This is a genomic window from Actinoplanes sp. NPDC051411 (assembly GCF_040682075.1).
Lineage (GTDB): Bacteria > Actinomycetota > Actinomycetes > Mycobacteriales > Micromonosporaceae > Actinoplanes.
This window is the reverse complement of the sequence record NZ_JBFBAD010000006.1, coordinates 134,681-156,200: the sequence shown is the minus strand read 5'-3', so window position 1 is coordinate 156,200 and position 21,520 is coordinate 134,681. Positions and strand designations below refer to the sequence as shown.

Sequence of the window (21,520 nt, the reverse complement as noted above, 5' to 3'; positions counted from 1 at the left end):
TTGTCCGGAATTGCATCGTATTTCCTTCCGGGACTAGGGCAGCATCGAATCGGCCTGTGGAGTGCAGGCCGTGGCCGGATTGCTACGAGAGGAGGTGACGACCGAGCGCAGAAGGCGAATATATATTCGTACTTGCATGTTTACCGTGCGACGACGGTAAACACTCAGGCATCTGACAGTCAAGGACGCCAACCCGTTGACAACAACGACACCGACCGTTCACAGTGACTGCATGACCAATCGCCTGTGAATGGATATTCTGATGATGGTGTTCGCACGTCGGGCGGCAGCCCTCCTCCTCGCGGCAACGCTGATCGCAGCCTGCTCCAAGGTGCCGGGCGTCTATGTGTACGAGAAGAACGGTCAGGCCGCGGCGGCCGAGCCGGGTGCGACCGACCCGAAGACCTATGTGGCTGACAACTGGTCGACCAAGATCGTGCCGACCGTGCACGCGAAGGCCGTCGAGGTGACCACGGTGGCCGCGGCGATCGCCAAGGACCCGGCGGCCGCCGGTAAGCAGTACGGCCACCAGGCGGGGACGGGCAGCCCGTACGCGTACATGGTCAAGGGAACCGGCACGGTGACCGACGTCGACACCTCGGTCCCCACCGGCCCGGTGACCGTCCAGGTGGGCAGAACGAAGGTCACCATCGCGACCGGCCCGGTCATCGCCGGCACCGCGATCCGCGACGCGGTCGGCTTCATCTCCTTCGGTGACTTCACCAACCAGATCGACTACGCCGACGTCGCCAACCAGATCAACGCCAAGGTGAAGACCGAGGTGATCGCCAAGATCGACCTCAAGAGCCTCAAAGGCAAGAAGGTCGACTTCTACGGTGCCTTCTCCGCGCTGGCACCCGGCAGCGTCTTCGTCGTCCCGACCGAGCTGACGGTGGCGCCATGACCGCGGAGATCTTGGAAGCCCGCAACGTCAGCAAGAACTACGGCGGCGTACGCGCACTCAAGGACGTCACGTTCACCGCCTACCGGGGCAAGGTCAACGTCCTGGTCGGGGAGAACGGCGCCGGCAAGTCCACGCTGATGAAGATCCTCTCCGGTTCGGAGCAGCCCACCAGCGGCGAGATCCTGCTCGACGGGGAACCGGTGACCCTGTCGAGCCCGCGCGAGGCGCAGGCCCGCGGCATCGGAATCATCCACCAGGAACTCAGCCTGTTCCCGAACCTGTCGATCGCCGAGAACATGTTCGCCGGCCGCGAGCTGCGCAAGGGCGGTCGCTTCGTCGACACCGCGCAGCAGCGCCGCCGGACCCGCGAGGTTCTCGAACGGCTCGGCCAGGGCCGGCTCGATCCGAACCGCTCGGTGGGCGACCTGCCGATCGGACAACAGCAGCTGGTCGAGATCGGCCGGGCGCTGCTCGAGGACGTCCGGGTGCTCATCATGGACGAGCCCACCTCGGCGCTGTCCAACCACGAGGTCGACGTGCTGTTCGAGGTGATGGCCGACCTGCGCGCGCAGGACGTCACGGTCATCTACATCTCGCACAAGCTGGACGAGTTTCGCCGCATCGGGGACTGGGTCACCGTCTTCCGCGACGGCAATCTGGTCGCCCACGAGTCGATGAGCCGCACCGACACCGGGTGGATCGTCCGGCAGATGGTCGGCCGCGACCCCGACTCCCTCTATGTGCGTAACAGCTCCGAGGTCGGCGACGTCCTTCTGGACGTACGAAATCTGAGCGTCCCGGGAAGCGTGCCCGTCCACGACGCCTCGCTGCAGGTGCGGGCCGGCGAGGTGGTCGGCATCTATGGCCTGATGGGAGCCGGCCGCACCGAGCTCGTCGAGTGCCTGATGGGCATGCGCAAGGCCGCCGCCGGCGAGGTCCACGTCAAGGGCGAGCTCGAGCCCGACGGCACAGTTCAGGCGCGGATGGCAGCCGGCCTGGCGCTTGTCCCGGAGGACCGGCAGCGCGACGGGCTCGTGCAGACCATGTCGGTGCGGGACAACATCGTGCTCGCCATCGTGTCCCGGCTGACCCGCGGGGGCCTGCTTTCCGGCGGCGCCGAGCAACGCACCGCGGCCGACAAGGTCAAGGACCTGGCCATCAAGATCCCAGGCCTGTCGGCGACGGTCACCGCGCTTTCCGGCGGTAACCAGCAGAAGGTGGTGCTCGCCCGGGCGTTGCTGACCGAGCCGGTCGTGCTGCTGCTCGACGAGCCCACACGCGGCGTCGACGTCGGCGCGAAGTCGCAGATCGCCGCGTTGATGGCCGACCTGGCCGCACAGGGCTTCGGGGTGCTGTTCATCTCCTCCGAGCTGGCCGAGGTCATCGCCATGGCCGACCGGGTCCTGGTCATGGCCCGCGGCCGCATCACCGCCGAGTTCACCGCCGAGAACGTCACCGAGGAGGCCCTCGTCACCGCCTCCGCATCCGACCGCGTCCTGGAGGCCTCCTGATGACCGACACGCACGTCGCCGCTCCCCAGCAGTCCGCGGCGGCGCCCGAGCCCGGTGGGCCGGGGCGCAACCCGGCTCTCGCCAAAGCCGCGCTCCTGCTGCTGCGCGGGCGGACCCTGGTCGTACTCGTTCTTCTCATCATCTTCTTCAGCGCGATCTCGTCGGAGTATCTGACCCAGAGCAACCTGATCCTGATGACCAAGCACGTGGCCATCAACGCGATCCTCGCTATCGGGGTCACCTTCGTGATCCTCACCGGCGGCATCGACCTGTCGGTCGGCTCGATCGCCGGACTGGCCAGCATGGTCGCCGGCGGCCTGCTCTTCAAGGGGCTGCAAGTGCCCGGCGGCACGCTGTTCTTCTCGGTCGCCGTGGTGATCCTGATCGGGATCGTGGTCGGTGCGCTGGTCGGCGCCGTCAACGGCCTGCTGGTGACCCGGTTCAAGGTCGCGCCGTTCATCGCCACGCTCGGCATGCTGTACGTCGCCCGCGGGCTCGCCCAGCTGCACAGCAACGGCGGCACCTACCCCGACCTGGCCGGCTCCTCGGCCCGGGGCAACACCGGGTTCCACTTCATCGGCGTCGACAGCCTGCTCGGCATCCCGGTCGCCGTCTGGATCATGATCGCGGTCGCGGTCGCGGCCATCGTGGTCACCACCAAGACCCCGTTCGGGCGGCGCATCTTCGCGGTCGGCGGCAACGAGCGCGCCGCGGTCCTGTCCGGCATCCGGGTCAATCGGGTCAAGATCGCGGTGTACGTCATCTCCGGTGCCTGCGCCGCACTCGCCGGTCTGCTGCTCACCTCCGAGCTCGGCGCCGCCTACCCGGACACCGCCACCACTTACGAGCTGAACGCGATCGCCGCCGCGGTGCTCGGCGGCACCGCGCTCAGCGGTGGCCGCGGCACCATCATCGGCACCGTCATGGGCGCCTTCGTCATCGGCTTCCTCAGCGACGGCCTGGTCCTGGTCGGCGTCTCCACCTTCTGGCAGTCCGTGGTGAAGGGCGCCGTGATCGTCCTGGCGGTCATCACCGAACAGGCGCAGCAGCGCCTGCAGTCCGGCCTCGCCAAGCGCACCGCCTGACGCTTCTCCTGCTCGTCGATCTCGAAAGGAAGTCCCCCTATGTTCAAACGAAGCCTGATAGCCGTCGGGGCCGCCACCGTCGTGGCCCTGTCCGCCTGCGGCAGCAACGACTCCTCGTCCAAGACGTCAGGCGACTCCGGAACGGCCGCCGCCTCCAAGCTCATCGTGATCATCACGCCGTCGCCGGACAACGTGTTCTTCAAGGCCGAGCAGGACGCCTCGTCGGCCGAGGCTAAAAAGCTCGGCTACACCACGCTGGTGCTCAGCCACGACGACGACCCGACCAAGCAGAGCCAGGAGATCGACACCGCGATCTCGCGCAAGGCGGCCGCGATCATCCTCGACAACGCGGGCGCCGACTCGTCCGAGGCCGCCATCCAGCGGGCCAAGGACGCCAAGATCCCGACCTTCCTGATCGATCGTGAGATCAACAAGACCGGCATCGCAGTCGCCCAGATCGTCTCCAACAACGCTCAGGGCGCTGGCCTCGGAGGCCAGGAATTCGCCAAGCTGATGGGCAACAAGGGCAGCTACGCCGAGCTCACCGGCAAGGCCACCGACACCAACGCCGGTGTGCGGTCGCAGGGCTACCACGGCATCCTCGACCAGTTCCCGGACCTGAAGATGGTCGCCCAGCAGAGCGCGAACTGGGACCAGGCCGAGGCGCTCAGCAAGACCCAGACGATCCTGCAGGCACACCCCGACATCAAGGGCATCATCGCCGGCAACGACACGATGGCGCTCGGGGCGTACGCGGCGGTGCAGGCCAGCAGCCACAAGAACATCATCGTCACCGGCTTCGACGGCAGCCCCGACGTCGTCAGCTCGATCCTCAAGGGCGGCATCAAGGCGACCGTCCTGCAGCCGGCCAGCAAGATTTCCGAGATGGCGGTCGATCAGGCCGACGCGTACATCAAGGCCGGCGGCAAGGCGTCGCAGCCGGAGAAGCAGTCGGTGGACTGCGTGCTGGTCAACGCCGACAACGCCAAGCAGGTCTCGAACTTCGCGGTCGCGAGCTCCTGACCCGACCGGGTGGGCCGGTTCCGGCCGGCCCGCCCGTACAGAAACAACTGATTCAATGAAAGGAACCCGATGCTGGTCGCCGACCCCCGTACCGCCGCCTCGTGGCGTCATCTCCGCCAGGAGATCGCCGACGCCGCGCCGGATCGACGCCGCGAGCTGCTGCGGGAGCGGGCCAACCGGTCCCGCACCGTCGACCTGGGCATGATCGGCCGGGCCGGTCTGGGCCACGTGGGCGGTGACCTGTCCGTCCTCGACATCCTCACCACGCTGTTCTTCGCGGTCCTGCGGGTCGACCCGGAGAAGCCCGACTGGCCGGACCGCGACCGGTTCGTCCTGAGCAAGGGCCACACCGCCGGGGCGCTGTACACGACCCTGGCGGCGGCCGGATTCTTCGCCTCGGCCGAGCTCGAGACCTTCGCCGCGCCGCTGTCGGCGCTCAACGGTCACCCCAACCGGGTCAAGGTCCCCGGTGTCGAGACCAATACCGGGCCGCTCGGCCACGGGCTGCCGGTCGCGGTCGGCATGGCGGTCGCCGCGCGGCTCGCCCGCTCGGAACGCCGCGTGTACGTGGTCCTCGGCGACGGCGAACTGCAAGAGGGCAGCAACTGGGAGGCCGCCATGACCGCCGGGCACCGCGGCCTGGCCAACCTCACCGCGGTCGTCGACCGCAACCGCCTGCAGCAGGGCGCCCGCACCGAGGAGACCAACACCCTGGACCCGCTGGACGACAAGTTCCGGGCTTTCGGCTGGGACGTGCGTGTCGTCGACGGGCATGATCACCTGGAGTTGCTGGACGCGTTCACGGCGCCGCGCGGCGACCGCCCGACCTGCGTCATCGCCAACACGATCAAGGGACGAGGCGTCTCGTTCATGGAGGACCGCGTCGAGTGGCACCACAAGGTGCCCTCGCCCGAGCAGATCACCGCGGCGACCGCGGAGCTGGCCCGATGAGCGCCCCGGTCGTCTCATCCCCGGAGACCTTCGACTGCCGGGTCGCCTTCGCCGAGGAGCTCATCGCGCTCGCGCACTCCGACGAGCGGATCGTCGCGGTCTGCAACGACTCGGTCGGCTCCAGCAACCTCGTCGCCTTCCAGAAACAGTTCCCCGACCGGCTGATCAACGTCGGCATCGCCGAGCAGGACATGGTCGGCGTCGGCGCCGGCCTCGCGCTCAGCGGGTACGTGCCGTTCGTGTGCGGCGCGTCCCCGTTCCTGACCGGGCGGGCGCTCGAGCAGATCAAGGCCGACGTCGCGTACTCGCAGTCGCCGGTCGTCCTCTGCGGGATGAGCCCCGGCATGGCGTACGGCGAGCTCGGGCCCACCCACCACTCGATCGAGGACCTGTCCTGGCTACGGGCGATCGCCGGACTCGGCATCGTCGTGCCCGCCGACCCGCAGGAGACGCGCGAGGCGGTGCGCTGGGCGGCGGCCGCCCAGACCCCGGTCTTCCTGCGGGTAGGCCGGTTCAAGGTCCCCGCGGTCACCGGCGACCGCCCCTTCACCTTCGGCTCCGCCACCCGCCTGCGCGACGGCTCCGACGTCACCGTGGTCGCCACCGGCACCATGGTCTCCCGCGCCCTGCAAGCCGCCGAGGAAGCCACCGGCCACGGCGTCTCGGTGCGGGTGCTGAACATGTCGACGATCGCACCGCTCGACGAGGAGGCGATCCGCGAGGCGATGCGGGAGACCGGGGCGATCGTCACGGCGGAGGAAGCCACCACGACCGGCGGCCTGGGCGCCGCGGTGGCCGCCGTCGTCGTCGCCGAACGGACGCCGGTGCCGATGCGGATCCTCGGCGTGCCCCGCGAGTTCGCACCGACCGGCAGCACCGCCTTCCTGCTCGAACACTTCGGCCTCACTGCCGGCGACATCCGGCGGGCCGCGATCGGGCTGGTCCGCGACGATGCCTGATCGCCTCGTCCTCGCCGTCGACCAAGGCACCTCGTCGACCAAGTGCCTGCTGGTCGACGAGTCCGGGGCGGTCGTGCGAGAGGCGAGCACGCCGGTACCGATCCGCTATCCCCGGCCGGGCTGGGTCGAGCAGGACGCGGGGGAGATCCTTGACAGCGTCCGTACTGCCGCGGCAGCGTGTCTCGACGGCGTGCCCCGCGGCGCGGTGACTGCGGTTGGCTTCAGCACCCAGCGCGAGTCGGCGATGGTCTGGGACCGGCACACCGGCCTTCCGGCCGGGCCGGTGCTGGGCTGGCAGGACCAGCGGACCCGCGCCTACTGCGACGGGTTGCGGGAGAAGGGGGAGGCCGACCGGGTACGCGCGATCAGCGGCCTTCCGCTCGACCCGATGTTCAGCGCGGCCAAACTGCGGTGGCTGCTCGATCGCGCCCCGGACGCTGTCGTCGGCACCGTCGACTCCTGGCTCGTGTACGCGCTGACCGGCCGTCACCAGATCGAGGTGGGCAACGCCTCCCGCACCCAGCTGGTCGACGTGCGGGCCGGCGACTGGAGTGCCGAGCTGCTCGACCTGTTCGAGATCCCGACGTCCGCGCTGCCGTCGATCACCGCATCGGCCGGGGAGCTGGGCCGGATCGGCGAGCACGGCGGCGTCCTCGCCGGTCTGCCGATCACCGCGGTACTCGGGGACTCGCACGCCGCCCTCTACGCGCACGGTACGTCGACCGAGGACGGCGTCAAAGTCACGTACGGCACCGGTTCCTCCGTCATGCGCCTCGGCGCGGTCGTCGGCGACGCCGTCTGTCTCACGGTCGCGTGGAACGACCGGCTGGCCGCCGAGGGCAACATCCGGTCGAGCGGCGCGACGGTCGCCTGGCTCGCCGATCTGCTCGGCGTCACCGCCGAGCGGATCGGGCAGATGGCCGCGACGGCTTCCAGCGACGGTGTGCATCTGGTGCCGGGCTTCGGTGGGCTGGCCGCGCCGTGGTGGGACGACACCGCAGTCGGCCTGATCAGCGGCCTCACCCTGGGCACCAAGCCGGCCCAGCTCGCCCGCGCCGCCATCGAGTCGATCGCCCACCAGGTCGCCGACGTCGTCGACGCGATGGGACCGGTCGGGGCCGTACTGGCCGACGGCGGGGCCACCGGCAACGACGTACTCATGCAGATCCAGGCCGACCTGCTCGGCGTACCCGTCAAGCGCGCCCGCACCGCCAACCTCTCCGCCCTCGGCGCCGCCTTCCTGGCGTCCGGCTTCCCCGCGCCACCCCTGTCCTACGACGAATTCCGTCCACAACCCGGCGATCCGGCGCCGCTGCGCGCCGCGTGGCGCGCAGCAGTCGCCCGGGCCCGCACGCCCACCGATGGGAGCTGACATGACCGACTATCCCCGCTTCGGCGCCGGCCTCTGGCACTTCGCCACCTACGTCGACCGGTACGCCACCGACGGCTACGGCCCGGCCCGCACCACGCTCGAGGCGATCGAGCTGGCCGGTCAGGTCGAAGACCTGTCGGTGGTCGACCTCAACTACCCGTTCACACCCGGTGTCCAGCTCAGCGAGGTCAAAGACGCCCTGGCCGCGCAGAACCTGACCGCGATCGGCATCACGCCCGAGATCTACCTGCGCAAGTTCAGCCGCGGAGCCTTCACCAACCCCGACCCGGGCGCCCGCAAGGCCGCGCTCGACCTGATGCACGAGGCAGCCGGGATCGTCCGCGAACTCGGCGCCAACTACGTCAAGATCTGGCCGGGCCAGGACGGCTGGGACTACCCCTGGCAGGTCGACCATCGCACGCTCTGGAAACTCGCCGTCGATGGCATGCGCGAGCTGGCCGGCGCCCACCCCGACCTGAAGTTCGCCATCGAGTACAAGCCGCGAGAGCCCCGGGTCAAGATGACGTGGGACTCGGCCGCCCGGTCACTGCTGGGTATCCAGGAGATCGGCCTCGACAACGTCGGCATCCTGCTCGACTTCGGCCACAGCCTCTACGGCGGTGAATCGCCGGCCGACGCGGCCCAGCTGATCATCGACCACGGCCGCCTCTACGGCATGGACGTCAACGACAACCTGCGCGGCTGGGACGACGACCTCGTGGTCGGCACCGTCCACACCAGCGAGATCTTCGAGTTCTTCCACGTCCTGCGCAAGAACAACTGGGACGGCGTCTGGCAGCTCGACCAGTTCCCGTTCCGCGAGGACTCGGTCGACGCCGCCCGTACCTCCATCACCTTCCTCAAGCGCATCCACCGGGCCCTCGACCGGCTCGACGAAGCCGCGCTGGCCGAGGCACAGGAGCGGCAGGACGCAATGGCGACCCAGCGCATCGTGCAGAACGCGCTGTTCGGGGAAGCCGAGTGAAGCCCCGCGGCCACGGCGCTGCCGCATTGTTCACGGCCACCGCCCTCGCCGTCGCCGTCCTCGCCGCGCCCGGTACGTCTCAGGCCAGCTCCGGCCATTTCCCGCACGACAGCCGGGCCTCGTTGCCTCGCACCATCGTGACCACCGACGGCGAAGCCGACGACACCAACTCGATGAGGCGCTTCCTGTACTACACCGACGAGATCGACGTCGCCGGACTCGTCTACTCCTCGTCGGTGCATCACTGGAAGGGCGACGGCGTACACAGCCTCACCCAGGCCAAGGACGCCGGCATCATCACCAGCTTCGCCGGGGAGACCGCGGGAACCCCCGAGAAGTCGGCCGACGCCAAGATCTGGCGGTGGAATCCCGACCCGTGGATCGAGCAGGAGATCACCCAGTACGACAAGATCCTCCCGAACCTGCGCAAGCACGATCCCCGCTACCCCTCCGCACAAGAGCTCCGCTCAAAGGTCGCCGTCGGCAACGTCGACTTCGAAGACGACTTCTCGTCCGACACTCCCGGCTCCAACCTGATCAAGGCCGCCCTGCTCGACAACGACCGGCGCGATCTCTGGCTACAGGCATGGGGCGGCCAGAACACCATCGCCCGCGCCCTGAAGTCGATCGAAGACCAGTACCAAGGCTCACCTCGGTGGACCGCCATCCGCGCCAAAGTCGCTCACAAAGCCGTGATCGCCACCATCGGCAACCAAGACAACGCCTACACCGACTACATCGGCAGGGCCTGGCCGGACATCAGGGTCTACAACTGGGGCTTCTCCTTCACCGCATGGACCGGCGGGAAAACCACCGCCGCGATCCCCGAGAACCTCAAGCCCTACTACAAGAACACATTCTGGAAACCGAACATCAAGTTCGGCCACGGTCCGCTTCTCGACGGCTATCACCTGATCGGCGACGGCCAACACCTCAAAGGCGAATCGGAAGCGCCGGGCTGGCAACCGGGCCTGGCCGGCGTCAAGTACGACCTCGCCACCTGGCGGCTGTACGACTTCCTGGGCCCGTTCGAACGCTACGACTTCCTCTCCGAGGGCGACACCCCGGCATTCCTGGCCCTGATCGACAACGGCTTGCGCTTCCTCGACGACCCGACTCTGGGCAGCTGGGGCGGCCGGTTCGCCAGCAAAGCGACCGCGCCCAACCAGTTCACCCCTCAAGGCGACGTCAACCCCGTCACCGGGGTGGCCGAGCCGGCCTACTCGCTCTACCGCTGGGTCGCCGACGCGGACGATGACTTCGCCGCCCGCGCCGACTGGGGAACCACTTCGCGGTACAGCCGGGCGAACCATGCTCCGACCGTACGGATCCCGAAGCAGGACCTGACCGCCAAGCCCGGCCAAGTGGTCGACGTACGGGCGCAGGTCACCGACCCTGACGGCGACCACGTCGTCAGCACCTGGGCACCGTACACAGAGGCCGGCACGACCAGCGCAGCTCCGGCCGTTCGCGCGATGAGCCACGGCAGCGACCAGACCGCCCGCGTCACGGTTCCGGTCGACGCCACGACAGGCCAGCGAATCGTCATCAACCTGACCGCCACCGACGACGCCCGGCACAGCCTCACCAGGTACGGCCAAGTCGTGATCAACGTTTGCTGAGAACGCCCGGCGGGGTGTAAGCCGACGCGGGGCTGGAACCCGCGGGACCAGTGGGTGATCTCCGCGCCCGGCGCGCATCTCGGCGCTGGTCAGCGAGGACAGCTTTCTGCGGGCCCAGCAGATCAGCGCGCTCGCGGTGCCGGACGATGCGAACCTTGACCGCTACCAGCTGACCGGTCTGGTGATCTGCGGACTCTGCGGCCGCCGAGCGGAGGGCCATCGGGCGCACGGGCGGGCTCGGTATCGGTGCCGGCATGGTCGAACCAGCGCGAGCGACGTCTAGGTGGAGCATCCCCGGACGTTGGTCGTGCGCCAGGATTGGCTGATCGAGCAGGCCACGATCCAGCTGGCCCACCTGATCGACGTCGATGCTGCCAGCATCAGCGTCCGAGAACTTGCTCGTCAGCTGCGGGGGCGGGGCATCACGATCGTGTGCACACCGGTCGCCATCACCCTGGACACCGGAGCCGCGGAACCAGAATCCGAGCCGACCCCGACCGCACAACCCGGCGGTCAGTTCCTGCTGCCGATCCCGCAGCCGCGGCGGCCACCGAAGAACCCCCACCAAAACCATCCAGCAAACCTGAATGACTTTGGTGGGGGTTGACGTGTCCGGAGGGGGATCTTGGCACAATACCTGGTCACTCATGAGTTGCATGAGTGTCATGCAGTGATCTTACCGCATTTGCTTGATGCTTATCCAGATCGGTAGTGGGTCTCGAACGGGTGACCGAATTAGAACGACGCTGGCCGAGCTGGCAGGAGTCCCGTGATTGACTACGATCGGTGGTGACGTGCCCCCATCGGACCGGCCCTAATTAGCAGCGTTCTGCCCGCTTGTGCACGCCTTGGTCCTGGAATTCGTATGCCTGGCTCGGCGGTGCCGGGGAGCATCAGTTCGATCAGCTCGGGCAGACTCGGGCGGCATCCTCGCCCGTGACCTGCTCGACGTGGACGCAGGTGCCAGCTTCAACTGCGGCCAAAGGTTGAGCACAGCAAGTTCCCTTGATCGAGTAGTCGGGAATCAACTGAGACACCGTGACAGTGACGCTCTGCCGCAGAGCGGGACCGGCACAAATGTGCATGCTGGCGGTCGCGGGCCATCCCCTCGAAGATGTGCTTGGTCCACTCCGCCCGCCCGGGCATCCGGATCAGCCGATGATAATGCGTCGACGAAAAGCGCGGTTGGCGCGAGCCTTCGGTGGTCTTCGCAACCAATTATTCAACCTTTTGGTCTCGATTCTGCTCGAGTGTGGCGTGCATCTGCTCGGCGGTTCGCAGTAGTTCTGCGAAAGCGATCGAGTGTCTTTCAGTCGTTTCCGCGGCATTCTGATGGCCGTAGATGGCGTTTCCAGCGCCTCGTCATGCTTTGCTGGATGGTTTGAGCGAGAGGTTGCAGACACCAGTAGAACGCGGGCGAGGTCGGGTTCGTGGGGGCCCGGTTCGCGGTGGCGCGGGAACGGCCGGCCATTGCGGACGCCGCAGTGGTCTTCGCCGCGAGATCGGTAGTCAGGCGTGAGGGCTTCGGCGGGGTGGGTGCCCACGCGGTGGAGCGCTTAGCGATGACACTGATCGTGCGGCGGCTGCTTCCGATTGCTGCTGACGGACGCGCATCGCCCTTTGCGTAGGGCCGGTGTGACAATCGTTGGAGACCGACCAACCGATTCCTCGAGGAGGCCGCGTGGTCAAGCCGCTTAGCTACGCCGACGCCGCCTCCCTGCTTCGCGGCCCCGCCGAACGCTGGGCTGACGCATTCGGCAAGCTCACAGCGACGGGGATGCTCGGGTCGCTGGTCGAGTTTCCCGATGTGGTGGGCTGGTTCGACGCGCATGCCGAGTTCGCCCGCCTCGCTCGCGAGGTGGCCCGCCACCTGCCTCGTCGGTGGCAGGGGGCGAGCGGCACGGAACGCCTGACGCGCCTGGACGCCGCGCACAGGGTGATCGTGATCGCCGCATACTTCGAGGTGCTCGGCGAGATCCTGCCGGCCGAGTTCGGTCTCAGCCGGGAGGAGTCGCGGACCGTCGCGGCCGGGCGATCTCCCCGAGAGGGTCGGGCCGCGTCGGCCGTGTTGGAGTCGGTTCTCGCTCCGGTGCCCTCCGATCGGGAGTACATCGAGCTGCGGGCGTGGTACGCGGCGTTGTCCGAGCGGGTACTTGCGTTTTACGAGGGACTGGCGGCCTGGGAAAAACTCGCCGTGACCGACCGCGCCGCGATCGCCCGGGCGGTGCGCGATGACCTGCCGGGCGCTGCCGTCCGCCGCTACCGCGGGGAAATCATCCGACTCACTACGGAATTCCCTGAGGTCGCTGCCTGGCTGGACCAGGAAGGGCGGTCGCAGACGCTTGACCGGGTGACCGTGCTGTCGCCCGAAGTGGCGCTGCTGAGCCGCCACCAGCGCGCGGCGCTCGACCGGCCGGTCCTCGGCGGACCCGACGTGCCGGGCGGCCTGACCCTGCCGACGCTGCGGCAGGCGTACATGGAGCCGGCCTTCCGTACCGACGGTGGCGACCCGCTGGCCTTCTACCTCGACGGTGCCGTACTCCGGTCGGACCTGGTCACATACCTGACCGGCAGGGTTGTCGGGCAGCCTGCACACCGGGCGCCGCTCGTCGTGCTCGGCCAGCCAGGAGCCGGGAAGTCGATGCTGACCCGAGTCCTGGCGGCCCGCCTGGCCGAGACGGATGAACTGATCGCGGTGCGGGTGTCACTGAGAGACGTGCCCTTCGACGCAGACGTGCAAGGACACATCGAGCACGCCATCAGACAGGCGACCGGCGAACAGGTGAGCTGGCCGCAGTTTCTGCGCTCGACCGGCCGCCGACGGCCGGTCGTCATCTTCGATGGACTGGACGAGATGATGTCCGCTGCCGGGCACCAGGAGAGCGACTACCTCATGCGTGTGGCCGAGTTCCAGCTACGAGAACTCGATCTCGGCCGGCCGGTCGCGACGATCGTCACCGGGCGCACAGGCGTGCACCACCGCCTGCTGATCCCGGGCGGCGCAGAGGAGCTGCACATGCAGCCGTTCACGCCGAAGCAGGTGAGCGCGTGGCTGACGGTGTGGAACACCACGAACCGGCGGTACTTCGCCGAGCACGCCTTGGAGCCGCTCAGCCGCGACGTGGTCCTGCGCCAGCCAGAGCTAGCAGAGCAGCCCCTGCTGCTGCTCATGCTCGCGCTGTACGACGCCCAGGCCAACGAGTTGACCAGGGCCGACGAGCGTATCGGCGGCGCCGAGCTTTACGAGCGTCTGATGATCTCGTTCGCCGAGCGGGAGGCGCGGCGTGAGCATCCCCGGCTTGCCGGAGCAGCGCTGGCCGAGCAGGTCGAACACGACCTCGGGAGGCTGTCTGTCGCCGCGTTGGCCATGCTCAACCGCGGCCTCCAATCGGTGTCCGAGGCCGATTTAGACGCCGACCTCGTCGCGCTCAGGGTCGCGTCGCCCATCGACGGCGGCCCTACCCCGGCACAAGAGACGATCGGCGGGTTCTTCTTCGTCGCCGAAAACCGGGCCTGGACAGGCCCGTCGCAGCTGCGGTCGTTCGAGTTTCTGCACGCTACCTTCGGCGAGTACCTGGCCGCGCGGATGATCGCGGCCGAGCTGCACGCGTTGGCCACCGAGACCGGACACACTGACGACCTCCTGCACGCGCTGCTGTCTTTCGGACTCGTGCTGGCCGAACATCAGGAGGTGCTTGCGTTCGTCCGGGGCCGGCTGGCCGTCGACCCCTACGACACGCTCGTCGCGGCTCTGCGCACTGCCCATGATCTCCGCCCCCACGATGGATTCACCACGTACCGGCCGATGGTGCTAAATGTGCCCAAGCGCGCCGCCACCTACAGCCTCAACCTCGTTCTGCTGCTGACGCTCAACCGCGACAACCTTGGCGTGCGCGCGCTCTTCCCGCACGTGGCCGACCCGCTCGGCGCGTGGGAGCGCCACAGCTCGCTGTGGCACTCCTGCCTGAACTTCCACGCCGTCGTCTCCGTCCTGCGCGGACGACGTATTCGCGAAAGCCGCGACGTGGTCATCGCCCGCGAGGACGGCTCGCCCGTCAGCGTGAACGAGAGCATCGGCTTGCACGTCTACCCGGACACCGAATTGTTCGATCACCAGTGCGAGCCGGCGCCAGACCTCACGGTGGAGGCGGCCAGCCCGGCCGGCCAGCAGCTGCGCGCCGCCTCCCTGCTGCTGGACGCCGAGCGCGACGGTCTGCTGGATGCCCTCGTCCCGCTGATCCGGGTCAAAGGCGATCTGTCGATCGATCGCGGTTGGGATACCGACCTGACCGACGCTCGCATCGAGCTTGAGCAACTGCTGGCTGGGAAACCGCCTGCCCCACCGGTAAGGCTCGTCACTCCGCCCCCACCTCCTCATGCCTGACCTGCGGCTCGCGTGTGAGATCGCGGTCGAGGAACTCGAGCAAGCCATCGCGTTGTACCAGCAGGGGGAGCATCCTGTCGGCCATGCCATCAGGCCGGGCTCGGGCTCGCGGACTAGCAACACGCCTTCGCTGTCTGGTTGTCGCGGCTGGCTACCGAAACCGGTCACAGGCACGGCCGGTGGTGGCAGTACCCCCTTTCCGCGGCTGCTGAACAACGGGTCGCCTGGCATGTTCGGCGCCCCACGGGGCTGAGAGCATCGCAAGGCCAGCATGGTTAGCGGTCGCCGGAAGCACCTTGTTACACCGGCGAGAAGGTCGTCGACTCTTACATGCTCGCCAAGCAGAGCCGGCTGTGTCGGCGGGCTCGTCACGCTGTCATCCGTAGCGGTGCGGGTGCTGCGCCCGCTCATGTGATCCGTATCGTCAAGGTCGGTGACCGTCACCCAGTCAAGTAGCCGCTGCTGGAGCACCAACGGACTTTCGGTAGTTCACCAGGTTGCCGTGCCGACAGCCGATAAATGTGTCGGGAATCCGGGCCCGTCCACGAGACGATGGACACCGTGCATTCTGGGAACGACTACAGCGGCGGCCAGTTCGACCGTGTCGAAGGTATGGGGCCTGACGATTGGGCGGCGATCGACGAGGCGCTGGGCAGGTTCACGGCTGCGTCCGTGATTCCGCTGCTGGGCGCCGCGATCGACGCCCCGTGGTCGCGGCCGTGGCAGCACCACCTGACGCTGCTGTGGCTCCGGGCTGTGGGCGTACCACCGGACGGGAACCGAACGGCCACAGACCCGGACCTGGCCGTGCTGGTGAATGCCGCCGTGGAGGTCGCCCGTTACCCCGTGCTGCCCCCGGGCGTGTCGAATGATCCGCGGCACGCGGTCGGATTCATGGTCGCCGGTCGCCGGTGGCGGATCCATCCTGGCGACTATCTCTACCCACTGGTGCTGCTGCGGCGGCTTGCCGCCACAGCACAGGCCGTCGATCCCACGTTGCTCGACGCCGTCGGGTTCACCTTGACCGATGTGATCGAGGTGGTGCTGGCGCACGGCGATGACGCCCTCAAGGGCCTAGCCGAGGCGTGGAGCGCCTCGGCCGACGACACGACAGGTACCGGCGCCGGTACTACCTCCGTGTCGATGGCCGAGGTCGACGCAGTCCGGCAATCTATGGCGAGGCTGGGCGACCCACGCCGCACCATCAACCGGTGCAGCCGCCCCGAACGCGCCGCCCAGGCCCTGACCTGGCTCACCCGCGACGCCGTCCAGACAACCCTCGCCGATACACCGGGGCTCCCGACGCTCGGACCCGTCCTCCGGGTGCGTTCGGGCGACGACGTGTTTCCGGTTCCGGCCAGTCTGACGCTCGACGCGTTGAACGCGGCCGCGGACGCCCTCCTTCGACGTTCTGAGATCGGCGACGCCGACGCCGTCCGTCTCCAGGCGCTGACGTGCGGCCACGCCTTCGCCACTTTCAACAAGCGCCTGGTCACACGATCGGCGCCGATGGAAATCGACCTCGACATCCCGCCGATCATCATCGGCCCACGAACGGTGGCGACGGTCGTCAGCGCCTTTAGTCCGGACATGTTCACCGCGGCGATCGAGCGCGCCACCGACTTCCTCGATCGGCGGCAGGTCGAGACCGACACGTGGCACTTATTGGGCGATCTCCCTGCCTCGGCAACCGCCTCTATCAGCGTTGATCACCTCGCCAAGGTGATCGTGTACGGGGGCCCACTGGTCATCAATTGGCATAAGCTCCGGGATGTCATCCTGCTCCACATCGAAGAGCTCGTCGAACTCGTTGACGCGGCCGGTGGCGACTGGGCCACCGTCGAATGCTTCCTTCAGGATCTCGGCGAACACGCCGGGCATGATGTCGTCTTCTTTCAGGACATCCTGGACGTGTGGGCGGCCTGGCGGGACTGGGGGCGCATCGGCCCTCCCGCCGACCAGGCCGACACCGGCCCGGCCGACGAGACGCGGCCGGGCGAAGACGCGGGTGAGGACGCCGACGAGCAGACAGCGCTGCACGTCGTGGCGGCCGAATACGACGCCACCTGGGTTCAGGCCGTCGGCTGGGAGGCTATCGACGCAATTCTGGCTGCCGCAGGCTTGCCGGAGCATCGCGACTGGCCGATCGCAACCATCGACGCCGATGGCACCGCGAACCTGTTCACCACGCCTCGCGGGGAAATGGCTCTGGTCAACACTGACCCGGCGTTGGTCATCCTCATCGACGGCTCGGACGCCGCGATACTAAACCTCGATGCGGACATGTACTTCCAGTTCGCCGACGCCGTCCGCTACTGCATCACCCGCCGGGACGACATCGCATCCCACTTCCGGCTCCACGACACTCCCCTCACCATCCTGCTTGGGCTCACCGATGACCCGGCCCCCGATCCGAGCCGCGGATACGGCCTGCGGGTCGCCTGCGCGGCGGAGCGAGCCGTGCTGAGTGTCATCATCGGACCCGACGTCCTCGAACTTCTCCACACAGACCCGATGACCGGCCATGACGTGCTCGGCGGCACCCTGCACGAACTCGTCCGTCGTATCCGCGTAGACCGGGACGAGGATCCTGGAACATCGGCGGAGACGTTCCTCGATGCGTGGGAGCAGGTCGGGCCGCTGATGACGCTGCACGCTATCGCGGGCGGCCGTCCGGCGGCGGCTCCAGTCGACACCCTGCCGCGGACGCCGGCGATTCGGGCGCGGGCGCTGCGCGCCGTGGCCGATGGCCTTCGCCGCCGTGTCGCCCCTGGTATCTACAGCGACGCGCACGCGCACACCATCTGCCAGGACACGATCCTGCCCACGATCGAGGAGACGCTCAGCGAACGGATCACCGCGTGCGACCCGTCCTTGCTGCACAAGCTCGCGGTCCGGCTCAACGCCGCCTACGCCACCTACCTGCACCGAAACCACCAGATCATGCACTCGCTCGCCGGGCCGTGGGCGGTCAACTGGCACGACACCGCCCGCGACGGCGACCGTTCCGCCACCATGACTTCCCTGAAGACGCTGTTCGAGGCAGCACTGGCCGACCCGCCCGCTGGAACCCGAACCGTCGACGCGCTCGACCTCGGGGAACTCGCCGCCCTCGCCGAACTGCTCTCCCTCACCGCCGCCGCCGACTACGGATACGAACGGGACCTACACGGTCTCCAGGTCGACATCAACGACGACGGCGTGTTCGTCGTGCAGGGCATGCCTGTGATCGCCGACCAACGAGACGACAGCAGCGACCCGCCCCTGGACATCGACCTCGCTGCCTACCACCGCGCCCAGCTCGACCACCTCATCGCGGTGGCCGCCAAAGACCCGTGGACGATCGACGATCTCGCCCAACAGGCCAGCGAAGAGGGCTCCCGGCTTCCCCACGCCGCCCAACAGCGCGACCGCGTCCCCTTTCAGCGGCTGGCCACGTTCGCCGAGCCATCGCTGCTCCAGGCCGACACGTTACTCGTCCGCGGATGGGGCACCGGGCTCGACGGCCTCGCGGCCGTACTCGGCACCGCCGCCGACTGGCCAACCGACGAGGACGGCATCGCCACTGTCAACCCGGACGACCTGATCCGTGAGGCCACCGACTGGTCCACCCTCCCCGATGCCCAGATCCGCGCTGCCCTGCAGCTACTCCAGATCGACCCTGTCGAACTCCAGCAAGGTGGTGCCCGACGGTTCCTCAACGTCGAGCAGCGGTCCCATCGCCTGCTGACACGGCCTCTGCCGATGATCGACGGCCGGATCCTGGTGATGCCGTGGCTGATCCATGCCGCCCTCCAACTCCACAACAACTACCTCGCAGCGGCCCGACTACCGCATCCGGCCAACGTGCTGCCTCCGGGCGTCGCTGACGCGATGAACAAGCACCGTAAGAGCCGCAACGACGAGTTGGAGACCACGGTCCGCGACGTCGCGGCGGACCTCCGTCTGCCGCATCGATTCCAGTTCAATCAAGGCGAACAGGCCCGTCTTGGCATCCGACAGCCGGTTGGTGAGATCGATGTGCTGATCGCCGATGCTGTCAACTCGCGACTGTGGATCTGCGAAGTCAAGGACCTCGCGACGCCCCACAGCGTCGCGGCAATGCGACACCACGTCCGAGAGTTCACCCATGGAAAGCGGTTCGTGCCCAAGCTCCTTGAGAAAGCCGAACAGATTCAGCGGCACGCCCACGCCGTCGCACTCGCCTGCGGTGTTACCGAAGGGCATCCTTGGCGGGTGATTCCATTGATCGTGACCCGTCACGTCGAGCCTGCGGCTTACGTCCAGAATCCGAAGGTCGCGTTCACCCTGCCGTATCAACTCTTTGAGGTCCTCCAAAATTCGATTGACCCGGTAGAGGGCCCTGCACCCGCGAGCCATCCCTCGTAGCCAACAGGTTCCTTCGGGTGCGGAACAGGGCGAGGCCCTGACTAGGGTTTTCCCTATTCAGGGCCTCGCCGCTAACTTTGCGGCTTGAACTTGTTCACGAGAAGCCTCGGATACCGCCTGGCGGGGGTCACCGTCGAGCATTGGTTCTGCGTCGATGTCGGTGGTCCCCGCCATACTTGCTGCATGACCGATCTCGCGTACATGGTTCGAGAGGACTGGGCTCAGCAGGGCACGGCGATGGTTTCAAGTAGCGCTCGCATCCGCGATTGGCTCGGCGACGGACCCGTGGTCTTTGCGGTCACTGACAAGAGGAAGTTCAACGGCGCCCACAGCGCCGATCTTGAGGCGGCAGAGTACATCGTTGGGGGCCGTGCGCGGCACGACGTCGTCGACATTGCTGACCTTACGCGTCTCGCAGATGATGACCGACTGGTCAAAATCGCGGTCGTGGTGCTGCATCCGTTCGAGCAGCGGGACTGCGAGGCCCTCAGCGAGATAATCGGATCTGAAGCGGCCAGCCGCGTGTTTGTTCTGATCTGGTCTCCACGAGACATCATCCGAGCTTGGCTGGACGGACACGGTGCTGTCGACCTGCACACCGGAGCGCCGTTGGCTGCGCCGGACCCACTCCAGGTGGCCGCCGGCAAGCTGATGGTTGACCAGCAGTACAACGGGCTGAGTTCCGGTCGTGGTAAGGACGCAGTCGTCCAGCTGCTGCGGGCCTTCACTGGCTCGGGGTATCCGCTCGATGGGGACGCCTGGCTCCGGGCGTTCTTCGCTGCGGGCGGCGCCTTCCGTCACGCTGACTCGGTGGTGAAGTTCGTCAAGGAGATGAAGGCCGGCACCAAGCACCGCGTCACGCCTCGGTTTCGCGATGACATCCTCGACGTCCTGCGAGAGCGGGTGACATCGCCGTAGGGACACGCGCGCCAGTTGGTTGCGGTGAGCCGCGTTGCTGCCGCCGGCCTCGGCGAGAGCAGCGTGCGGTGATCGTGGTGGCCGAGCCGGATCAGGTCGATACCGACCTATTCGCCCCGAGCGTACTCGCCTGCCCCGCTGCGACGGTGTTCTGCGCCGGTGGGCGTACGCGGCCAGCCGGCTGGCATTGCCCTGCGCTGACCATGAGGCGGCGAATCACTGCTCCATCAAGCGAGGACTCGTTTCAGGTTCGCCGGTCGGCAGCGATGTTTGGGTCGCCCATTATTGACGCGGAAGGTCGTTGATCAATGGTCCGGGCGAATTCAGCTGCGCTACGTTTATGGACGGAAGAACCCAGGAAATGCTGGCCTAGTTCCTCCTCCCAAGCGGCGACGTGCTTGGATTTAAATCCGTGGTAGTTCGTGAGCAACGTGACGCTGGAGTAGAAGGATTGGGCGCCGAGGCGAGCAACCTTGGTTACTCGAACGGGGTCAATCACGCGGGTAAACCGAGTTCCGTCTTCAGGGTCTTGTATTAGACCTACGGTGGCGGCGTACCCCTGCGGATGGGCGAGTATCGAGAGCTGGTCATACATCGCGCCGCCCGACACGCCGGTCTTCTCGGCGTCAGTCCACCGGTCGGCAGCATCCGTCCAAGTCGAATAGCGCGTACCCTCGATCGTCCACTTCAGCGGGTCGCCATCAGGCGCACCCTCCACTGAGGCGAAGAGTTTTCGCAGACGTTCCTTTTGCGCCTTCGCATTGGCGCGAAACTTAATTCGAGTTACACGAGGTTCTGGTGTATCCGGGAGCTTACTGGCCGCCCGGCGCGTCATCTCAGTGCTAACCACCTCGGCTAGCGCTGCTCGGGCGCAACGCTCACGATGCGAAACTGATGGGTCAAGCACCCAGAATGCCCGGATGGCAAACTCGAAGCCCGTCCTCAATACTGAATGCAGCGGCTCGGAGACCTCGCCAGCTTCGATTAGCAGCGCAGCGCCAGCACATAGATCCGCCTGCTGACGGACAAGCTTTGCGGAGAGGTACCGCGGAAGCTGGTTGAACTCTGCCGGCCATTCGCCGGCGGGGCCGACTTCGGTTGCGGCGAAGTCCCGGGCGGCAGCCGACCCGGGCTGCGCGGTGAGCAGCCCTTCGCCGTAGATGGATAAGAATACCTCACGGCACGACTTTAGCGCCCAAAATGCCATTGGCAAGCGCTCCGATTCATCTTCCGCCGCCTTGGCCGAGTTATCCATATCGGCAACTCTAGGAGGCGACGGCCGGAAGCGGCAAACGCTTAACCTCGGCCTTTTGATTGCATCGGCGAGACCACGAGCGCCGAAATCGGCCAGCTTCAGCGCCACCAGCCGAGACCAATGTCGCTGAGATCGAGCGCTACCGCCAACAGCGGCGGCCAT

The 21,520-nt window shown here is 67.4% G+C and carries 15 protein-coding genes; 14 read left to right on the top strand and 1 reads right to left on the bottom strand.

Annotated features, from left to right (window positions below; genetic code table 11):
• Positions 1–262 precede the first annotated feature (262 nt).
• From AB0M88_RS05370 to AB0M88_RS05305, 14 genes are all read left to right on the top strand, one after another.
• Positions 263–904 carry a DUF2291 domain-containing protein gene (locus AB0M88_RS05370; RefSeq protein ID WP_364095690.1) on the top strand — a complete coding sequence of 214 codons (642 nt, stop codon included), beginning with the start codon at positions 263–265 and terminating at the stop codon, positions 902–904.
• Positions 901–2,415, top strand: a complete 1,515-nt coding sequence (locus tag AB0M88_RS05365; protein WP_364095687.1) for a sugar ABC transporter ATP-binding protein — start codon at positions 901–903, stop codon at positions 2,413–2,415. The genes AB0M88_RS05370 and AB0M88_RS05365 overlap by 4 nt, the downstream gene beginning before the upstream one ends.
• Positions 2,415–3,500: an ABC transporter permease gene (locus tag AB0M88_RS05360; RefSeq protein WP_364095684.1), complete on the top strand. Its 1,086-nt coding sequence runs from the start codon at positions 2,415–2,417 to the stop codon at positions 3,498–3,500. Before AB0M88_RS05365 ends, AB0M88_RS05360 begins: the two co-directional genes overlap by 1 nt.
• A gap of 39 nt (positions 3,501–3,539) precedes the next feature.
• Positions 3,540–4,523: a D-ribose ABC transporter substrate-binding protein gene (locus tag AB0M88_RS05355; protein ID WP_364095682.1), complete on the top strand. Its 984-nt coding sequence runs from the start codon at positions 3,540–3,542 to the stop codon at positions 4,521–4,523.
• Positions 4,524–4,592: 69 nt separating this feature from the next.
• The gene (locus AB0M88_RS05350; RefSeq protein ID WP_364095679.1) at positions 4,593–5,474 is read left to right on the top strand and encodes a transketolase; all 882 of its coding nucleotides are present in this window, start codon (positions 4,593–4,595) and stop codon (positions 5,472–5,474) included.
• On the top strand, positions 5,471–6,433 hold the full coding sequence (locus AB0M88_RS05345; protein WP_364095676.1) for a transketolase C-terminal domain-containing protein: 963 nt from the start codon (positions 5,471–5,473) through the stop codon (positions 6,431–6,433). Before AB0M88_RS05350 ends, AB0M88_RS05345 begins: the two co-directional genes overlap by 4 nt.
• The gene (locus AB0M88_RS05340) at positions 6,426–7,805 is read left to right on the top strand and encodes an FGGY family carbohydrate kinase (RefSeq protein WP_364095673.1); all 1,380 of its coding nucleotides are present in this window, start codon (positions 6,426–6,428) and stop codon (positions 7,803–7,805) included. Before AB0M88_RS05345 ends, AB0M88_RS05340 begins: the two co-directional genes overlap by 8 nt.
• A gap of 1 nt (position 7,806) precedes the next feature.
• The gene (locus tag AB0M88_RS05335) at positions 7,807–8,790 is read left to right on the top strand and encodes a TIM barrel protein (protein ID WP_364095670.1); all 984 of its coding nucleotides are present in this window, start codon (positions 7,807–7,809) and stop codon (positions 8,788–8,790) included.
• Entirely contained in the window at positions 8,787–10,412 is a 1,626-nt protein-coding gene (locus AB0M88_RS05330; RefSeq protein ID WP_364095667.1) for a nucleoside hydrolase-like domain-containing protein, read from the top strand. The genes AB0M88_RS05335 and AB0M88_RS05330 overlap by 4 nt, the downstream gene beginning before the upstream one ends.
• Positions 10,413–10,548: 136 nt before the next feature.
• The gene (locus AB0M88_RS05325; protein ID WP_364095664.1) at positions 10,549–10,695 is read left to right on the top strand and encodes a zinc ribbon domain-containing protein; all 147 of its coding nucleotides are present in this window, start codon (positions 10,549–10,551) and stop codon (positions 10,693–10,695) included.
• Entirely contained in the window at positions 10,696–11,019 is a 324-nt protein-coding gene (locus AB0M88_RS05320) for a hypothetical protein (RefSeq protein ID WP_364095661.1), read from the top strand.
• Between the two features lie 1,074 nt (positions 11,020–12,093).
• Positions 12,094–14,796 (top strand): hypothetical protein, encoded by a 2,703-nt coding sequence (locus AB0M88_RS05315; RefSeq protein WP_364095659.1) that lies wholly within the window; start codon positions 12,094–12,096, stop codon positions 14,794–14,796.
• A 552-nt stretch (positions 14,797–15,348) separates the two neighbouring features.
• The gene (locus tag AB0M88_RS05310; protein WP_364095656.1) at positions 15,349–19,185 is read left to right on the top strand and encodes a hypothetical protein; all 3,837 of its coding nucleotides are present in this window, start codon (positions 15,349–15,351) and stop codon (positions 19,183–19,185) included.
• 183 nt (positions 19,186–19,368) lie between these two features.
• The gene (locus AB0M88_RS05305; protein ID WP_364095654.1) at positions 19,369–20,103 is read left to right on the top strand and encodes a hypothetical protein; all 735 of its coding nucleotides are present in this window, start codon (positions 19,369–19,371) and stop codon (positions 20,101–20,103) included.
• A gap of 244 nt (positions 20,104–20,347) precedes the next feature.
• Here the strand turns inward: AB0M88_RS05305 and AB0M88_RS05300 are convergent, their stop codons facing one another.
• The gene (locus AB0M88_RS05300) at positions 20,348–21,466 is read right to left on the bottom strand and encodes a hypothetical protein (protein WP_364095651.1); all 1,119 of its coding nucleotides are present in this window, start codon (positions 21,464–21,466) and stop codon (positions 20,348–20,350) included.
• Positions 21,467–21,520 lie beyond the last annotated feature (54 nt).

Excerpts from the sequence above, each read along its gene's own strand:
- AB0M88_RS05370 (WP_364095690.1), top strand. The coding sequence starts at position 263 with ATGATGGTGTTCGCACGTCGGGCGGCAGCCCTCCTCCTCGCGGCAACG.
- AB0M88_RS05365 (WP_364095687.1), top strand. The coding sequence starts at position 901 with ATGACCGCGGAGATCTTGGAAGCCCGCAACGTCAGCAAGAACTACGGC.
- AB0M88_RS05360 (WP_364095684.1), top strand. The coding sequence starts at position 2,415 with ATGACCGACACGCACGTCGCCGCTCCCCAGCAGTCCGCGGCGGCGCCC.
- AB0M88_RS05355 (WP_364095682.1), top strand. The coding sequence starts at position 3,540 with ATGTTCAAACGAAGCCTGATAGCCGTCGGGGCCGCCACCGTCGTGGCC.
- AB0M88_RS05350 (WP_364095679.1), top strand. The coding sequence starts at position 4,593 with ATGCTGGTCGCCGACCCCCGTACCGCCGCCTCGTGGCGTCATCTCCGC.
- AB0M88_RS05345 (WP_364095676.1), top strand. The coding sequence starts at position 5,471 with ATGAGCGCCCCGGTCGTCTCATCCCCGGAGACCTTCGACTGCCGGGTC.
- AB0M88_RS05340 (WP_364095673.1), top strand. The coding sequence starts at position 6,426 with ATGCCTGATCGCCTCGTCCTCGCCGTCGACCAAGGCACCTCGTCGACC.
- AB0M88_RS05335 (WP_364095670.1), top strand. The coding sequence starts at position 7,807 with ATGACCGACTATCCCCGCTTCGGCGCCGGCCTCTGGCACTTCGCCACC.
- AB0M88_RS05310 (WP_364095656.1), top strand. The coding sequence starts at position 15,349 with ATGGACACCGTGCATTCTGGGAACGACTACAGCGGCGGCCAGTTCGAC.
- AB0M88_RS05305 (WP_364095654.1), top strand. The coding sequence starts at position 19,369 with ATGACCGATCTCGCGTACATGGTTCGAGAGGACTGGGCTCAGCAGGGC.